Annotated in this window: 19 protein-coding genes; 10 read left to right on the top strand and 9 right to left on the bottom strand. The window is 67.3% G+C overall.

What is annotated here, in order from left to right:
• Positions 1-14: 14 nt before the first annotated feature.
• Positions 15-152 (bottom strand): hypothetical protein, encoded by a 138-nt coding sequence (locus tag ASE66_RS32050; protein ID WP_156412113.1) that lies wholly within the window; start codon positions 150-152, stop codon positions 15-17.
• Positions 149-958, bottom strand: a complete 810-nt coding sequence (locus tag ASE66_RS12030) for an IclR family transcriptional regulator (RefSeq protein WP_057189824.1) — start codon at positions 956-958, stop codon at positions 149-151. The genes ASE66_RS32050 and ASE66_RS12030 overlap by 4 nt, the downstream gene beginning before the upstream one ends.
• A gap of 179 nt (positions 959-1,137) precedes the next feature.
• On the opposite strand from ASE66_RS12030, the gene ASE66_RS12025 reads away from it, so the two are divergent.
• From ASE66_RS12025 to ASE66_RS11985, 9 genes are all read left to right on the top strand, one after another.
• The gene (locus ASE66_RS12025) at positions 1,138-2,193 is read left to right on the top strand and encodes an ABC transporter ATP-binding protein (RefSeq protein WP_057189823.1); all 1,056 of its coding nucleotides are present in this window, start codon (positions 1,138-1,140) and stop codon (positions 2,191-2,193) included.
• Positions 2,190-3,047: an ABC transporter permease gene (locus ASE66_RS12020; RefSeq protein WP_057189822.1), complete on the top strand. Its 858-nt coding sequence runs from the start codon at positions 2,190-2,192 to the stop codon at positions 3,045-3,047. The genes ASE66_RS12025 and ASE66_RS12020 overlap by 4 nt, the downstream gene beginning before the upstream one ends.
• A 5-nt stretch (positions 3,048-3,052) precedes the next feature.
• Positions 3,053-3,847 (top strand): ABC transporter permease, encoded by a 795-nt coding sequence (locus ASE66_RS12015; RefSeq protein ID WP_057189821.1) that lies wholly within the window; start codon positions 3,053-3,055, stop codon positions 3,845-3,847.
• A gap of 1 nt (position 3,848) precedes the next feature.
• A complete protein-coding gene (locus ASE66_RS12010) occupies positions 3,849-4,139 on the top strand; it encodes a (2Fe-2S)-binding protein (RefSeq protein ID WP_057189820.1) in 291 nt (96 codons plus the stop codon).
• Complete coding sequence (locus tag ASE66_RS12005; RefSeq protein ID WP_057189819.1) at positions 4,136-5,515, top strand: NAD(P)/FAD-dependent oxidoreductase; 1,380 nt, start codon at positions 4,136-4,138, stop codon at positions 5,513-5,515. Before ASE66_RS12010 ends, ASE66_RS12005 begins: the two co-directional genes overlap by 4 nt.
• Positions 5,512-6,702: an NAD(P)/FAD-dependent oxidoreductase gene (locus ASE66_RS12000; RefSeq protein ID WP_057189818.1), complete on the top strand. Its 1,191-nt coding sequence runs from the start codon at positions 5,512-5,514 to the stop codon at positions 6,700-6,702. The genes ASE66_RS12005 and ASE66_RS12000 overlap by 4 nt, the downstream gene beginning before the upstream one ends.
• Positions 6,699-7,751 (top strand): polyamine ABC transporter substrate-binding protein, encoded by a 1,053-nt coding sequence (locus ASE66_RS11995; RefSeq protein ID WP_057189817.1) that lies wholly within the window; start codon positions 6,699-6,701, stop codon positions 7,749-7,751. Before ASE66_RS12000 ends, ASE66_RS11995 begins: the two co-directional genes overlap by 4 nt.
• A gap of 230 nt (positions 7,752-7,981) precedes the next feature.
• A complete protein-coding gene (locus ASE66_RS11990; RefSeq protein ID WP_057189816.1) occupies positions 7,982-9,040 on the top strand; it encodes a sugar phosphate isomerase/epimerase family protein in 1,059 nt (352 codons plus the stop codon).
• 11 nt (positions 9,041-9,051) lie between these two features.
• Entirely contained in the window at positions 9,052-10,227 is a 1,176-nt protein-coding gene (locus tag ASE66_RS11985) for a Gfo/Idh/MocA family protein (RefSeq protein WP_057189815.1), read from the top strand.
• A 79-nt stretch (positions 10,228-10,306) separates the two neighbouring features.
• Here ASE66_RS11985 and ASE66_RS11980 read toward each other — a convergent pair whose 3' ends face one another.
• Complete coding sequence (locus ASE66_RS11980) at positions 10,307-10,726, bottom strand: DUF1236 domain-containing protein (protein ID WP_057189814.1); 420 nt, start codon at positions 10,724-10,726, stop codon at positions 10,307-10,309.
• A gap of 174 nt (positions 10,727-10,900) precedes the next feature.
• Here ASE66_RS11980 and ASE66_RS11975 point away from each other — a divergent pair, with 174 nt between their 5' ends.
• Positions 10,901-11,647, top strand: a complete 747-nt coding sequence (locus ASE66_RS11975) for a transporter substrate-binding domain-containing protein (RefSeq protein WP_057189813.1) — start codon at positions 10,901-10,903, stop codon at positions 11,645-11,647.
• Positions 11,648-11,769: 122 nt separating this feature from the next.
• Here the strand turns inward: ASE66_RS11975 and ASE66_RS11970 are convergent, their stop codons facing one another.
• From ASE66_RS11970 to ASE66_RS11945, 6 genes are all read right to left on the bottom strand, one after another.
• Positions 11,770-12,708, bottom strand: a complete 939-nt coding sequence (locus tag ASE66_RS11970; RefSeq protein WP_057189812.1) for a threonine/serine dehydratase — start codon at positions 12,706-12,708, stop codon at positions 11,770-11,772.
• Positions 12,705-13,745 (bottom strand): succinylglutamate desuccinylase/aspartoacylase family protein, encoded by a 1,041-nt coding sequence (locus ASE66_RS11965; RefSeq protein ID WP_057189811.1) that lies wholly within the window; start codon positions 13,743-13,745, stop codon positions 12,705-12,707. The genes ASE66_RS11970 and ASE66_RS11965 overlap by 4 nt, the downstream gene beginning before the upstream one ends.
• Positions 13,746-13,929: 184 nt before the next feature.
• Entirely contained in the window at positions 13,930-14,712 is a 783-nt protein-coding gene (locus tag ASE66_RS11960; protein ID WP_057189810.1) for a transporter substrate-binding domain-containing protein, read from the bottom strand.
• 44 nt (positions 14,713-14,756) lie between these two features.
• On the bottom strand, positions 14,757-15,488 hold the full coding sequence (locus ASE66_RS11955; RefSeq protein WP_057189809.1) for an amino acid ABC transporter ATP-binding protein: 732 nt from the start codon (positions 15,486-15,488) through the stop codon (positions 14,757-14,759).
• On the bottom strand, positions 15,475-16,125 hold the full coding sequence (locus ASE66_RS11950; RefSeq protein ID WP_156412112.1) for an amino acid ABC transporter permease: 651 nt from the start codon (positions 16,123-16,125) through the stop codon (positions 15,475-15,477). Before ASE66_RS11950 ends, ASE66_RS11955 begins: the two co-directional genes overlap by 14 nt.
• Positions 16,122-16,781 carry an amino acid ABC transporter permease gene (locus ASE66_RS11945; protein ID WP_057189808.1) on the bottom strand — a complete coding sequence of 220 codons (660 nt, stop codon included), beginning with the start codon at positions 16,779-16,781 and terminating at the stop codon, positions 16,122-16,124. Before ASE66_RS11945 ends, ASE66_RS11950 begins: the two co-directional genes overlap by 4 nt.
• Positions 16,782-16,797: the final 16 nt, after the last annotated feature.

The following is a 16,797-nucleotide window of genomic DNA, read 5'->3' as shown; positions in this document are numbered from 1 at the left end:
CAAAAGGGGGATCGTCAGCCCGAACGGGCGAGTTCCCTCTCGACCTCTACCGCTTTTGGCATTGGTCCCGCATCGGCGCGCCCGGCCGTCTCGGTGTCGTCGGGCGGATCGAGGAAGAGATCGACCAGCGCCTCGCCACAGACCAGGATCATGACAGCGAGCTCAGGCTGCGCGAGGGATGACGCAGGGCCGTGTCGAACGGGTTGAGCATGGCGCCCAGCGTCGCAGCCTCCGCTCTGAGGATTGCGACGACGCCGGGCAGGCGCTCGGGACGCAGCCGATCCGCCAGGGTGCCGACGCTGAGCGCCGCAACGGCGCGCCCCTGCGCATCGAAAACCGGCACGCCGAGGCCCGCCATGCCCGGGATCAGCCCGGTATTGAGATTGACCCAGCCTTGTGCCCGCGCAGCTTGCAGCGCGACCCGCAGCGCCGCCTCGTCGAGGAAGCCGCGATCGAGCAGGCGCGGCACGTTGAAGCGGATCACCGCCTCGCGCTCAGCCTCGGGCAGATGGGCGAGGATGGCGAGACTCCCCTGCCCCAGTCCGAGCGGCACCTTGCCGCCGATATCGCCGGTGAAAGAGCGGATCGGGAACGGCCCCTCGATCCGGTCGAGGCAGACAGCGTCGTAGCCGTTGCGGACGAGCAGGAAGATCGTGTCGGTCAGCGTCGCCGAGAGGCGCAGCAGCACCGGCTTGGCGAGGTCGCGCAGGCCGTCGGCATGGCCGGCGCGCGCCGCCAGCACGAAGAAGTCGAGCGCCAGCCGGTAGCGCTTGCCGGTCTGCTCGACGAAGCCCTCGGCGGCAAAGTCCTGCAGCGCGCGATGCGCCGTCGGCTGGCTGCAGCCAGCCTGCTCGGCGAGGTCCTTGAGGCGGATACCCCCGGCGTCGGCCGCTCCGACACGGCGCAGCAGGCCGAGAGCACGGCGCAGGCTGGAGAGAGGCTCGGCAGAATCAGACATCCATCTACGTTAATCACTTAGGCAAGTAGTCGCAATAAATTTCATATAACGGAATTATATGGATTAAAATTCTCTCATACGGAATTCTTCGTTGACGAAGTTCCACTCCTGCCGCTTCCTCCCCCGCATAAGGCAAGAGACCCCGATGAGCGGGCGGGGCAGGTCAGGCGGGAGAGGTCATGGGCTTTCTGACGCTGGAGAAGCTGAGCAAGGTCTATGGCGACTTTGCCGCCGCGCGCGACATCGACCTCAGCGTCGCCAAGGGCGAGTTCGTCTCGCTGCTCGGCCCCTCGGGCTGCGGCAAGACCACGACGCTGCAGATGATCGCCGGTCTGATCGAGCCGACCACCGGCACGATCACGCTCGATGGCCGCGACATCACCCGCGAGAAGCCGAACAAGCGCGGCCTCGGCATCGTCTTCCAGAGCTACGCGCTCTTTCCCCACATGACCGTCGCAGAGAACGTCGCCTTCGGCCTGGAGATGCGCAAGATCGCCAAGGCGGAGCGCGACGAGCGCGTTGCGACGATGCTCGGCCTCGTCCATCTCGCCTCATTCGCTGAGCGCTATCCGCGCCAGCTTTCCGGCGGCCAGCGCCAGCGCGTCGCCATCGCCCGCGCCCTCGTGATCCAGCCGCCGGTGCTGCTGCTCGACGAGCCGCTCTCCAATCTCGATGCCAAGCTGCGCGAGGAGATGCAGTTCGAACTCCGCCGCATCCAGCAGCGCGTCGGCACAACCACGATCATGGTGACGCACGACCAGGCCGAGGCGCTCTCGATCAGCGACCGCGTCGTCGTGATGGAGCAGGGCCGGATGACGCAGGTCGACGCGCCCTACAAGCTCTACGAGAACCCGGCGACGCCGTTCATCTCCACCTTCGTCGGCAAGATGAACCGGCTGGAAGGCACCTGGCGCAAGGGCGCGGCAGAGATTGCCGGCATCGCCTTCCCCTCCGAAGCGAGCGGCTTCGTCGAAGGACAGGCGATCGCGCTCTCCGTCCGACCGGAGAAGATCGAGCTGAAGGCGCCTGGCCAGGGCCGGCTCGACGGCACTATCGCCAACCGCTTCTTCCTCGGCAGCGCCTGGCTGTTCACGGTCGAGACGCCGGCCGGCGCGATCCTGGTCTCGGCCCCGAACGATGGCGATGAGCCGGCCCGCGAGGGAGCGAAGGTCGCGCTCGACTGGGCTCCCACCAGCCAGCGCATCGAACAGATTTCGCAGGGAGCGGCGGCATGAGCGTCGGGCGCTCCGCGGCGACACCGTTCTGGCTCGCCGGGCCAGGCGCACTGCTCTTCCTCGGGCTGATCATCCTGCCGCTCGGGCTGACGCTGATCCTCTCCTTCCACGTCTACGACCACGCCACCGGCATCAAGAACGAGTTCACCCTCGCCCATTACGCGGCCGTGTTCTCGGACGAGTACTATCTCGGCATCTTCTGGCGCACGCTCCGGCTCGCCGCGCTGACCACGCTGATCTGCGCCGTCATCGGTGCGCCCGAGGCCTATATCCTGTCGCGGATGCGCGATCCCTGGCGCTCGGTCTTCCTCCTGGTGATCATCGGGCCGCTGCTCGTCTCGGTCGTCGTTCGCGCCTTCGGCTGGAGCATGCTGCTCGGCTCGACCGGCCTCGTGAACCAGGCGCTTCAGGGCCTCGGCTTCGAGAGCGTGCGCCTGCTCTACACCGAGACCGCGATCGTCATCGCCCTCGTCCACGTCATGCTGCCCTTCATGGTGATCCCGGTCTGGACCGCGCTGCAGAAGCTCGATCCGATGGTCGAGGCCGCCGCCTGGAGCCTCGGCGCCTCACATGCCACCGCCTTGCGCCGGGTCGTGCTGCCGCAAGTCTCGCTCGGCATGCTCTCGGGCAGCCTGATCGTCTTCGGCCTCTCGGCCTCGGCCTTCGCCATTCCAGGCCTGCTCGGCGGGCGCCGGCTCAAGATGGCGGCGACGCTGGTCTACGACGAGTACATGCACGAGCTGAACTGGCCGCTCGGCGCGACCATCGCAATCATCGTCCTCGCCGCAAACCTCGCAATCATGCTGGCCTATAACCGCATGGTCGAGACGCGCGCCCGCAAGGCCCTGGGGTGAGTCCGATGCAGAAGAATGGCCCCATCGCGCTTCTCTTCCACACGCTCGTCGTCGCCTTCGTACTGGCGCCGCTGGTGGTGATCTGCCTCGTCGCCTTCACGCCGGAGAACACCCTCTCGATCCCGACCACCAGCTTCTCGCTGCGCTGGTTCCGGGCGATTTTCGAGCATCCCGACTTCGTTGCCTCTTTCGTCAACAGCCTCTGGCTGGCGACACTCGCGGCGACGCTCGCGGTCGCGATCTCGGTGCCGGCGGCGCTCGCCATCGACCGCTATGATTTCCCCGGTCGCAATGCGCTCAACGCGCTCTTTCTCTCGCCGCTGATCATCCCGCACCTCGTGCTCGGCGTCGCCTTCCTGCGCCTGTTCGCGCTGATCGGCGCGACCGGCAGCTTCGCCTGGCTGGTGGTGTGCCATGTCGTGGTGATCACGCCCTATGTGCTGCGGCTGGTGATGGCGGCCTTCACCGGGCTCGATCGCTCGGCCGAGCAGGCGGCGATGACGCTGGGCGCCTCGCACTGGACGGTGTTCCGCCGCGTCACCGCGCCGATGATCCTGCCCGGCATCACCGGCGGCTGGCTGCTCGCCTTCATCAACAGCTTCGACGAGCTGACCATGTCGATCTTCGTGACGTCGCCGCAGACCGTGACGCTGCCGGTGCGGATGTACATGTACGCGACCGAATCCATCGACCCGATGATGGCCGCCGTGTCGGCGCTGATGATCGCGCTCACCGCCGGCGCCATGCTGGTGCTCGACCGCGCCTTCGGCCTCGACAAGATCCTGGTCGGGCAGAAGTGACATGCCGCTGCTGCATCGCCTCGTTCGCGCCGATCATCCGGCCATCCCGTTCACGCTGGACGGCGCTCCTTGCGAAGGTCGCGCAGGCGACACCGTGCTGACCGCAATCCTCACGCATTCGGAACGCCTGCGCCTCTCAGAATTCTCGGCCTCGCCGCGCGCCGGCTTCTGCCAGATGGGCGCCTGCCAGGATTGCTGGGTCGTGCTCGAGAGCGGCGAGCGCCTGCGCGCCTGCTCGACCGCCTTGACCGTCGGCATGCACATCGTCACCCGCCGCGCGAGGGCAGTATGAAGGGGCAGCCGCTGATCGTCGGCGCCGGCCCGGCCGGCATCCGCGCCGCGCAGGCGCTGGTTGCGGCCGGCCTGCGCCCGCTCGTCGTCGACGAGGCGCCCGCCTGCGGCGGCCAGATCTATCGCCAGCGCCTCATCCCGGACGGACGCTCCAGCCGCGACCTCTACGGCTCGGAAGCGAGCAAGGCCGAAGCACTGCATCGCGACTTCGCCGCGCTCGACGGCAGGCTCGACTATTGGCCGCAGGCGCTGCTCTGGAATCTGCGCGACGGCCGGGCCGACATCATGGTCGAGGGCACGAGCCGCCAGGTCGCTTATGACGGACTCGTGCTCGCGACCGGCGCGACCGATCGCACCTTGCCCGTCCCGGGCTGGACCTTGCCCGGCGTCTTCACCTTGGGCGGCGCCCAGATCGCGCTGAAGAGCCAAGGCTGCGCCATCGGCAGCAGGATCGTCTTCCTCGGCTCCGGCCCTCTGCTCTATCTCGTTGCCTGGCAGTACATGAAGGCCGGCGCCAAGGTTGCGGCCGTGCTCGACACCGCGCCCTTCTCCGCCAAGTTCAACCTATTGCGAGGCCTGCCGCTCTTCCCGGGAATCGTACTGCGCGGTATGCGGATGACCGCCGAATTGAAGCTTGGCGGCGTCGCTCTGCATTACGGCGTCGGGGATGTCCGCATCGAGGGCGCAAGCACGGTCGCGGCCATCGCCTGGCGCCAGGACGGGCTGGAGCACCGCCTCGCCTGCGACGGCATCGGCTACGGTCTTGCCCTGCGCTCCGAGACGCAAGCCGCCGATCTCGCCGGCTGCCGCTTCGCCTTCAATACCCGCGATCGCGCCGCCCTGCCCGAGCGCGACGCGGCGGGCCGTACCAGCGTGCCCGGCGTCTACATCACCGGCGACGGCGCCGGCATCGCCGGAGCGGATGCGGCCGAACGCGCCGGCGAGCGCGCTGCGCTCGCTTTGCTGCAGGATCGCGGCTTGCCGCATGACGCTGCCCGCGCCGCCACGCTGGAAGCGGAGCTCGCCCGCATCGGCCGCTTCCGCGCTGTGCTCGAAGCCGCCTTCCCCTTCCCGGCGCATTGGATGAAGGACATCGCCGACACCACGACGCTCTGCCGCTGCGAGGAGGTCAATGCCGGCGAGGTCCGCGCCGCCATCGCCAATTTCGGCGTGCACGAGCTCAACCGGCTGAAGGCCGTGAGCCGCGTCGGCATGGGCCGCTGCCAGGGCCGCGTCTGCGGTGCCGCCGCAGCTGAATTGCTGGCGCATGAGACGAACCGCGGCATCGAGGCCGTCGGCCGCCTGCGGAGCCAGGCGCCGCTCAAGCCGGTGCCGCTGACACTCGCGCTCACGGCTCAGCAGGAGGCCGCGGAATGAGCCGGCGGCTCGACGTCGACGTTGCGATCATCGGCGGCGGCCTCGTCGGCTCCTCGGCCGCGCTGGCGCTGCGCGGACTGGGCTTTTCCGTCGCCTTGCTCGACAAGGGCTTTTGCGGCGCGCAGGCTTCGGGCGTGAACTATGGCGGCGTGCGCCGTCAGGGCCGTCCGGTCGAGCAGTTGCCTTTGTCGCAGCGGGCGCATGCCGTCTGGCCGCGGCTCAAGGCCTTGATCGGCATCGATGGCGAGTTCCTGCGCTCCGGCCATCTCAAGCTCGCCCGCAATGAGGCGGACATGGCGTCGCTCGAAGTCTATGCGGCGGAAGTTGCCGAGCAGGGGCTGGACCTCGAACTGATCGGCCATAACGGCCTGCGCGAGCGCTTCGGCTGGATCGGCGACGGCGTTGTCGGCGCCTCCTTCTGCGCCGGCGATGGCCACGCCAATCCGCGCCTGGTCTCGACCGGCTTTGCCGCCGCGGCGCGCCGGGCCGGCGTCGAAGTGCTGGAGAACACGCCCGTCGAAGGCGTGACCCGCGATGGCGAGGGCTTCGCGCTGGAGGCGGCCGGCAACCTCACGCTGCGCGCCCGCTTCGTCATCAACAGCGCCGGCGCCTGGGCCGGTCCCTTCGCCGAGAGCTTCGGCGAGCCGGTGCCGCTCTCGCGCATCTACCCATCCATGGTCGTCACCGAGCCGATAGAGCAGATGATGTCCGTCAATATCGGCATGGAGGGCGGCGGCATCTATGCCCGCCAGGTCGAGCGCGGCAATATCGTTGTCGGCGGCGAGCGCGCCCTGCCGCTGGCTGACCCGGATTTCTCGCGGCCACGCGGCGATGGCGCGCTCGCGATCATGAACAACGCCGCCGCACTGTTCCCGGCCTTGCGCCATGCCCAGGCGATCCGCTTCTGGAGCGGCACGGAAGGGGCCATGCCGGACAAGAATCCTGTGATCGGCCCGAGCGGGACAACACCGGGACTGATCCACGCCTTCGGCTTCACCGGCGCCGGCTTCCAGATCGCGCCCGGCGTCGGCGAAGTCCTCGCCGAGCTCGTCCGCGATGGGCAGACGCAGACCCCGATTGCGGCCTTCTCGATCGGCCGCTTCGCAGGAATTTCCGCCCGCACCGACGCTGGCTCGGGTGCGGGGCAAAACCAAGAGCCACAACACTCAGGGGAGTTGAGACCATGACCAGCTATCGCAGCATCCTGGCCGCCGGCGTCGCCACTATGACGCTGGCCGCTGCCGGCCACGCCTTCGCCCAGTCGAAGACACTCTATGTCGGCATGAACGGCGGCAATTTCGAGAAGACCTTCACGCAAGGCGTCTTCCCCGAGTTCGAGAAGGCCAACGACGTCAAGGTCGTGGTCGTCCCCGGCACCTCCTCCGACATCCTCGCCAAGGCGACAGCGGCCAAGGACAAGCCGCAGATGCACGTCATGTTCCTTGATGACGGCGTCATGGTCCGTGCCATCGGCGCCGGTCTCTGCGCAAAGCTGAAGAGCGGCCCGGAGATGGCAGAGCTCGCGCCCGGCACCCGGATGAAGGACGACATGGCTGTCGGCATCGACCTCGGCATGACCGGGCTCGGCTACAACAAGAAGCTGTTCGACGAGAAAGGCTGGCCGGCACCGACCTCGTGGATGGATCTCGCCGATCCCAAATACAAGGGCAAGGTCGTGTTCCAGTCGGCCTCGGCCTCGTCCTTCGGCCTGCACGCTTTCCTGATGTTCAACCGCATCCAGGGCGGCACCGAGGCCAATGTCGAGCCGGGCTTCACCAAGTTCCGCGACACCATCGGCAAGAACGTGCTCGAATTCATCCCGAGCTCGGCCAAGATCGCCGAGATGGCGCAGACCGGCGAGGCCGCGATCTTCCCGCTGACCCCGACCGGCATCTCGACGCTGAAGGAAAAAGGCATCGGCGTCGAATACGCCCAGCCGAAGGAAGGCTCGGTCGTGCTGATGGTGGCGCAATGCGTCATCGCCAACAATTCAGAACCGGAACTGGCCCAGAAGCTCGCCGCCTATCTGCTCTCGGCTGAGGCGCAGTCCAAGGCGCTCACCGCGGGCAACATCGTGCCCTCGAACACCAAGGCCAAGGCCGCGACGCCCGAGGCCGAGAAGAAGCTCGAGGCCTTCCACGCCAATATGAAAACCGCCGTGACGCTCGACTGGGATGCGATCAACGCCAAGCGGCCGGAGTGGAACAGCCGCTGGAACAAGATGATCGAGCGCTGAACGTCGATCGAACTCGGCGCCGCTTCGCAACCGCGGCGGCCTTCCAATCGAACCGCATCGTCATTCCGGGGCAGGCCGCAGGCCTGAGCCCGGAATGACGGCGTGGCGCGATCCGACGCCCCGGTTTGACAGGAAGCGCTGCCCCGTTACATTCCTGCAATCGATTACATCGCCGGATCGGCGGTAGATTGCGAGCTCCGGCAAGGAGCCTTGTTGTCGGGAGGGTCGCGATGAAAACCATGAAGGGCCCTGGCCTTTTCCTCGCCCAGTTCGCCGGCGACACCGCGCCGTTCAACACGCTCGACGCGATCGGCCGCTGGGCCGCCTCCCTCGGCTACAAGGGCGTGCAGATCCCGAGCTGGGATGCCCGGCTGTTCGACCTCGCCAGGGCGGCCGAATCCGACACCTATTGCGACGAGGTCAAGGGCACGCTCGCCCAATACGGCCTGTCGATCACCGAACTCTCCACTCATCTCCAGGGCCAGCTCGTCGCCGTCCACCCCGCCTTCGACGAGGCCTTCGACGGTTTCGCGGTGCCCGCCGTGCGGGGCAATCCGAAGGCCCGGCAGGAATGGGCGGTCGAGCAGATGAAGCTCGGAGCGAAAGCCTCGCGCCGGCTCGGGCTGTCGGCCAATGTCAGCTTCACCGGCGCACTCGCCTGGCCCTTCGTCTACCCTTGGCCGCAACGCCCGGCGGGGCTGGTCGAGACCGCTTTCGCCGAACTCGGCAAGCGCTGGCGCCCGATTCTCGACGCCTTCGACGAGGCCGGCGTCGATCTCTGCTACGAGATCCATCCGGGCGAGGACGTCCATGACGGGGCGACCTTCGAGCGCTTCGTCGATGCGGTCGGCGGCCATGCCCGCGCCTGCATCAACTACGACCCGAGCCATTTCCTGCTGCAGCAGCTCGATTATCTCGCCTTCATCGACCTCTACCATGAGCGCATCAAGGCCTTCCATGTGAAGGATGCCGAGTTCAATCCGAACGGCCGCATCGGCGTCTATGGCGGCTACGAGCCCTGGATCGACCGGGCCGGCCGCTTCCGCTCGCTCGGCGACGGCCAGGTCGATTTCGGCGGCATCTTCTCGAAGCTGGCGCAATACGACTACGATTCCTGGGCCGTGCTCGAATGGGAATGCGCGCTGAAGCATCCCGAGGACGGCGCACGCGAAGGCGCGGAGTTCATCGCCGCCCACATCATCCGCGTCACCGAGAAAGCCTTCGACGACTTCGCCGCCGGGGGCACCGACGAAGCGGCCAACCGGCGCATGCTCGGTCTTGACGGCTGAGGGAGACGGCCATGCCGATCGAGAGCACCCCGACGCCGAAGCTCAACCGCCGGCTGCGCCTCGGCATGGTCGGCGGGGGGCGCGGCGCCTTCATCGGCGCGGTCCATCGCATCGCCGCCCGGCTCGACGACCGCTGGCAGCTTACCGCCGGGGCGCTGTCGTCCGATCCCGAACGTGGGCGGCTCTCGGGCGAGGACCTGCTGCTCGACCCCGCCCGCCTCTATGCCGATGCCAACGAGATGGCCAAGCGCGAGAAGCGCCGCAAGGACGGCATCGACGCGGTCGCAATCGTCACGCCGAACCACGCCCATGCGGCAGCAGCCAAGGCCTTCCTCAAGGCCGGCATCCATGTGATCTGCGACAAGCCGCTGACCACCAGCCTGCGCGAAGCGGAAGCACTCGCCAAGCTGGCGCAGGATAGCGGCCTGATCTTCGCCGTCACCCACAACTATACCGGCTATCCGCTGGTCCGGCAGGCCCGCGCCATGGTCGCCGAAGGGGTGATCGGCAAGCTCCGCGTCGTCCAGGTCGAGTACGCGCAGGACTGGCTCGCCACCAGGCTCGAGGACAGCGGCCAGAAGCAGGCGGAGTGGCGGACCGATCCGGCCAAATCCGGCCCGGCGGGCTCGATCGGCGATATCGGTAGCCATGCTTTCAACCTCGCCGAGTTCATCGCCGACGACGAGGTCGAAGCGCTCGCGGCCGAGGCGCATGTCTTCGTCGAAGGCCGCCGGCTCGACGACAACGCCCATATGCTGCTGCGCTTCAAAGGCGGCGGGCGCGGTATGCTCTGGTGCAGCCAGGTCGCCGCCGGCCAGGAGAACGGTTTGCGCATCCGCCTCTACGGCGAGAGGGGCGGGCTCGAATGGCAGCAGGAGAATCCGAACCTGCTGATCCACTCGCCGCTGGGCGAGCCGCCGCGGCTGATCCGGCGCAATGGCGCCGGCGCCTATCCGGTCGCCAACGCCGCCTCGCGCGTGCCGGCCGGGCACCCCGAAGGCTATCTCGAAGGCTTCGCCCAGCTCTACGTCGATATCGCCGAGCAGATCACCGCCCGGATCGAGGGACGCGAGCCCGCTCCCTTCTCGACATTGGTTCCGACCGTTGCCGATGGTGTGCGCGGCGTCCGCTTCATCGAGGCGGCGGTCCGCTCTTCCGCAAAGGGCGCGCGCTGGCTCGATCTGTAACCGGGCAAACGAAAGCGCGGCCCGAAGGCCGCGCTTGCCGATCATGCATCCAGGGGTGAAACCTCACCCGCTATTCAGCTCACTCGATGATCTGGATGATCTTGCGAGTCCGTGGCTCGACGACGACGGTGCGGTCGTTCACCACCGTATAGCGATACCCCGCCGCGCCGTATTCACGCGGAACCTCGCGATAGGTTACGCCGCGTTCGGGCAGGACCGTGCCAACGGCGACAGGCTCCTGATAGGTATAGGACGGCACCCGCTGCTCGACGACATACTGGCGAAAGCGCGGGGTGTTGTCGCCGATGATCGCACCAGCGACTGCGCCGCCGACACCGCCGACCACCGCACCCGCGGGGCCACCGACAACCGCACCACCAACCGCGCCCGCTGCGGCGCCGCCAGCCGCGCCACCCTGGGCGCCGGAGGGATTCTGCTGCGCCATGGCAGCGGTCGAAAACGCGACGATGGCCGTCGCGAGAGCCAGTTTCTTCATCATCTGAGTTCTCCTTCCGATGAAAGAACTCCCCGGCAAACCCCTCTTGTCCCGCATAGTTCCCCAGAAAATGCATCGTCACGACGATGCCGCGACTTCGCCCGGAAACCGCCAGCAGCTTGTCTCCTTGCGGCCACGCGGCGCATAAGGACGCAGCTCGAACGGCAGGGAAACATCATGGAATTGCGCCCCGATATCGGCCAGCTCTCGCCGACCGTGCGCGAGCATCTCGCCCCCGGCAATCTGCTGCGCGCCGGCATCAACCTCTCGAACTTCCTGCTGGTTTCCAGCCGTGGCCCGCAGGGCGAGCCGCAAGGCGTCTCGCCCGACATGGCCCGCGCCCTCGCCGACCATCTCGGCACCGGCCTGCGCTATGTGCCCTATGAAAATCCCGGCCTGCTCGCCGATGCTGCGCCCTGCGACGAATGGGATGTCGGGCTGATCGGCGCCGAGCCGCAGCGGGCCGAAGCGATCAGCTTCACGCCCGCTTACGCCGAGATCGAGGCGACCTATCTGGTTCGCGAAGGCTCGCCGCTACGTGAGATCGCCGATGTCGATACTGAGGGCGTCCGCATCGCCGTCAGCGGCCGCGCCGCCTATGGCCTCTGGCTCGACCGCAACATCCGCAAGGCCGAGCTCGTCCGCTCCGGCACGCTCGACGATTCCGCTGATGATTTCGTCGCCAAGAAGCTGGATGCGCTCGCAGGCCTGCGTCCGCGCCTTTTGAAGGATGTCGCCGCCATTCCGGGCACGCGCATCCTCGACGGTCACTTCATGACCGTGCAGCAGGCTATCGGCGTGCCCAAGGCGAAGACCGAGGCAGCGGATTATCTCGCCAAATTCGTCACTGCGGCGAAGGAGTCCGGCTTCGTCGCGGCGCTGATCGCAAAGCACGGCGTGCAGGGGCTGAGCGTCGCGCGGTAATCCCGAGGCGTCACTCTCTGGCGAAGCAAAGCGCAGACCCGAGAATCTCAGGACCAGAAGGCGCGGACCGGAACCTCCCCATCACGAGATGCTCGGGTCAAGCCCGAGCATGACGGCGAGGGTCAGGTCCCGTCGGTCCCGGCGCCGCAGACCAGCGCGCAGACCTTGCTGCCCGGCGCCGGCACGAAGCGCTTCGCCTGAAGGGCCGCCACGGCGGCCGCACCGGACAGATCGGCGGCGATACCGAACTCGAACCAGAGCGATCGGGCTGCCTGTTCCATCTCGTCGTCGCTGACCAGCACGATCTCGTCGACATTGCGCGCGACGGCCTCATAGATCGCCTGGTCGGTGCGCCGGCACGACATGGTCGCGACCTTCGTCTCCAGTTTGTCGAGCGTGACCAGCTTGCCGGCTTCGAGGCAGGCATGCAGCGTCGGCGAGCCATAGGGCTCGATGCCGATGATGCGCGTCTGCGGCCTGAGCGCCTTCACCGCCGTCGACAGCCCGGTGATCAGTCCGCCGCCGCCGATCGCAACAAGGATGACGTCGACATCCGGCATCTCGTCGAGGATATCGAGCCCGAGCGTGCCCTGGCCGGCGACCACGACGGGATCGCTGAACGGATGGGCATAGGTCGCGCCGGTCTTCTCGGCGTAAGCGAGCGCGGCGGCATTGGCCTCGTCCCAGACCGCGCCGACGATCTCGACCTCGGCGCCCCAGTTCTTGAGCTTGGTGACCTTGTCGGCGACAACGTTCGACGGCAGGAAGATCTTGGCCTTCACCCCGAGCACATGGGCCGAGCGGGCGATGGCGAGCCCGTGATTGCCGCCGGACGCCGTGACGACGCCGCGGGCCAGCTCCTCGGCCGAAAGCGTCAGTAGCCGGTTCATCGCGCCGCGCGCCTTGAACGAGCCGGCCGCCTGCAACAGTTCGAGCTTCAGCGTCACCGCGCCGCCGAACGCCTCGCGCGAGCTGAGCTGGGCATAGGGCAGCGTCGGCGTCTTGCGGATATGCGGTGCAATCCGCCAGCGCGCTGCGCGGACGTCGTCGAGACCGATCACGACAACACCCCGCGATAGGGCGACGCCACGATCAGGCAGCAATTGCCCGGCCGGACCCGGCCCGGCTGGCGCCTGCCATAGAGGATGCCGTCGGCGGCGTAACGGAGCGTCTCCGGCGGACGCGTCGGGTCCCAGGTGCAATGGATGCGCCCGGCCGGCTGGCCGGCGCTGACGGTCTCGCCATTGGCATGGAACGGCTCGAAGACGCCGTCCGCCGTGGCATAGACGTAAGCGGCGGTTCCCGGCAGTTCGAGCACCTGCCCACCGCCGCTACGCGGCTCGGGCTTGTCGCGCCGGACGATGCCGAGATGGTCGAGCACATTGGCGACGCCGCGCCGGCAGATCTTGAGAGCATCGAGCGAAACCGCGCCGGCGCCAGCCATCTCGGTACCAACCGTGACGAGCCCCTGCCGGCAGGCGGTCGCCGTCGCGGTACGCGGCTCGCCGAGATTGGAGATCACCACCGTCATCGGCGCGTCGAAGGCCTGCACCGCCGCGACGTTGCGCTTGTGCAGTCCGGGATCGTCGGTCGGCTCGACGATCGCGCTCGGGATGATGTCGAGCGAGGAGCCGCCGGAGTGCAGGTCGAGAAAGGCGTCGCCCAGCGGCAGGATATGATCGCTGACGAAAGCCGATATCTGCTGGGTGATGGTGCCGCGCGGGTCGCCCGGGAAGGTGCGGTTGAAGTTGAGCCCGTCGACCGTCGAGGTGCGCTGGCCGGCGATAACGGCATGGACATTGTTCGCTGGCATCAGGATGAGCCGACCCTGCACGCGGCCGGGATCGAGATCGCGGATCAGGTCGCAGATCGTGATCGGGCCCTCGTATTCGTCGCCATGATTGCCGCCTTCGAGGATCGCGGTCGGGCCCGAGCCGTTCTTGATGATAGCGATCGGAATCCGCGTCGCGCCCCAGGCATCGTCATGCGGCGAATGCGGGATCATCAGGAAACCGACCTGCTTGCCGTCCTTCTCCGGATCGACGGTGAGGAAGGCGCTGGATGGGCGCGGGGTAGGCTTTTGGCGGGGGCTGGTCATGGCGGGGCTCGATGGACGTGGCCTGGGAAGCCCTCCCCGAGAATGGGGAGGGTCGAGAAGGACCGTCATGCTCGGGCTTGACCCGAGCATCTCAGGCAGGAGGAGGCTCTAGCCAGAGCCTTCTGGTCACGAGATTCTCGGGTCGGCGCTATGCGCCGCCCGAGAATGACGGCAGTGGACCGCCTCACAGCGTCGGCAGTGGGTCCATCGGCATGTCCAGGTACTTCTTGTGCAGCCGGTCGAGCTCGCCGTTCATCGCGGCGTAGAAGATGAAGCTGTCGAGCCAGCGCACGAGGTTATGCTGGTCCATCTGCACGCCCATATGCGCCGGGCTGCGACGGATGACGAATTTGCGCTCAAATTCCTTGCTCGGGTTCTGCTTGGCGAGCGCCTGAGCGACGATCGAGTTGGTCGCGAGCAGATCGGCCTGGCCGGTGATGTAGGCCGCGGCCGCGGTTGCGTCGTCCTCGGTGCGCATCACGTTCGCCTTGGGTGCGGCTTCGGTGATGGCGAGTTCCTGCGTCGTGCCCTTGGCGGCGGCGATGCGGGCCGAGCCCAGCGTCTCCGGGCTGCTGACGGTCGCGGACTTCGCGCCGTAGACCGCCAGGAAGGTGTTGGCATAGGGCGCGGTGAACATGATCTGCCGGGCGCGCTCCGGCGACAGGCCCATCACCGAGATGACGATGTCGACCTTGTCGGTGAGCAGGAAGGGGATGCGGTTGGCGCCGGTGATCTGCTGCATCTCCAGCTTCACACCGAGACCCTTGGCGACCATCTCCGCGAGCTCGATGTCGAATCCAACCGCCTTGCGGTTGGCGTCCTGCGAGCCGAAGGGCGGCGCATCGAGCGGCACGCCGATGCGCACGACGCCCTTGGACAGGATGTCCTGGAGCTTGTCGGCCTTGGCCTCCACCGCTCCGAATGCGGCGATCGCCATCGCCGCCAGGCCTGCAAACAATTTACGCATGGTGTCCTCCCCTCGTGACTCTGACTGGAACTGATTGTCCTGCCTCAGTGCAGAACCGCGCTGAGGAAGGTCTTGAGCTCGGGCGTCTTCGGCGCGGCGAGCACCGCCGCGGCCTGGCCTTCTTCGTGGATTCGTCCCTCGTGCATGAAGACGACGCGCGAGCCGAATCTGCGGGCAAAGCCCATTTCGTGGGTGACGAGGATCATGGTCATGCCCTCCTGCGCCACGGATTCCAGCACCTTCAGCACCTCGCCGGTGAGTTCCGGATCGAGCGCCGAGGTGACCTCGTCGAACAGCATCAGCTTCGGCCGCATGGCGAGCGAGCGGGCGATCGCGACGCGCTGCTGCTGACCACCGGAAAGCTGCGCGGGATAGGCGTCGAGCTTGTCCTCCAGCCCGACGCGGGCCAGCACCTCGCGGGCGACCTCGCGCGCCTCCTCCGGCCGCTGCTTCTTCACCACCCGCGGCGCCAGTGTGATGTTGTCGCTGACCGAGAGATGCGGGAACAGGTTGAACTGCTGGAAGACGATACCGACCTCCTGCCTGAGCTTGCGCAGATCGGTGGCGGGATCGTTCACCTTGACGCCGTCGATGCGGATCGTGCCGGCCTGCACCGGCTCCAGCCCGTTGACGCAGCGCAGCAGCGTGCTCTTGCCCGAGCCCGAGCGGCCGATCACGGCGACGACCTCGCCCTTCGCGATGTCGAGCGAGACGCCCTTCAGCACCTGGTTCGCGCCGTAGCTCTTGCTGACGTCCTGGATTTCAACGAGCGACATCGAGCTTCCGCTCGAGCGAGCGGCTCCATTGCGTGAGAGGAAAGCACATCGCGAAATAGATGCACGCGACGGTGATGTAGACGGCGAAGGGCTTGTAGGTGCCGGCCGCGGTGAGCTGGCCCTCGCGGGTGAGCTCGACGAAGCCGATCACCGCCGCGAGCGAGGTGTTCTTGATCAGCTGGACCAGGAAGCCGACCGTCGGCGGAATCGCGATCCGGATCGATTGCGGGATGATGACGTAGCGCAGCTGTTCGCCGAGCGAGAGCCCGAGCGAGGCTCCTGCCTCCCATTGCGTCTTGGCGATCGAGACAAGCGCGCCCCGCCAGATCTCGCCGAGAAAGGCCGAGCCATAGACCGAGAAGGCGACGGCGGCCGCGATCCAGGGATTGACCGAGATGCCGGCGAGCGGCAGGCCGAAGAAGATCAGGAACAGCCAGACCAGCAGCGGCGTGCCCTGGACCAGCTGGATATAGGTCGCCGAAAACCAGCGCAGCGGTGCGACCGGCAGGATGCGCAGGATCGCGAGCCCGAGCCCAAGTACGGCCGAGCCGGCGAAGGCGACCACGGTCAGCGCGATCGTCCAGCGCGCCGCCGCGATCAGGTACATCACATCGATGAGGCCGAATTCCCGGATCATCGCACGAACACCACACGGTAGATCAGGGCGAAGAGGCCGCGGAAGCCGATGGCGAGCGCGAGATAGAGCACTCCGATCACCGTATAGACCTCGAAATCGCGGAAGGTGCGCGACTGCACGATCGACGCGGCGTGGAAGAGGTCCTGCACCGAGATCTGCGAGGCGACGCTGGTCGCCAGCATCAGGAGCACGAACTGGCTGGCGAGCGCCGGGAACATCGCCTTCAGCGCCGGGAATACGATGATGTAGCGGAAAACCTGCAGGCCTGAGAGCCCCAGCGAATGGCCGGCCTCGACCTGCGCCTTCGGCACCGCCTCCAAGCCCGCACGGACGATCTCGGTGGTGTAGGCGCCGAGATTGATGACGAGCGCGATCATCGCCGCGGTCAGCCCGTCGAGCCGCAAGCCGAAGCTCGGCAGTCCGAAGAAGATCAGGAAGAGCTGCACCAGGAGCGGCGTGTTGCGGATGATCTCGACATAGGCGCCGATGATGCGGCGCAGCCAGGCTGGGCCGTAAGTCCGCCCGGCGGCGCAGAGGATGCCGATGAGAAGCCCGCCGACCATGGCCGCCACCGACAGCAGCAACGTGATCCAGACGCCATCGAGAATGGACTGCCAGGCCGCAAAGACGTCGCGAAACTGGAGCCCGTACTTCATCGCCGGCAGCCCTGCA

The sequence above is a fragment of the Allobosea sp. Root483D1 genome, assembly GCF_001429505.1.
Lineage (GTDB): Bacteria > Pseudomonadota > Alphaproteobacteria > Rhizobiales > Beijerinckiaceae > Allobosea.
The sequence above is the reverse complement of the archived record's forward strand: the minus strand, read 5'-3'. Positions and strand labels throughout refer to the sequence as shown.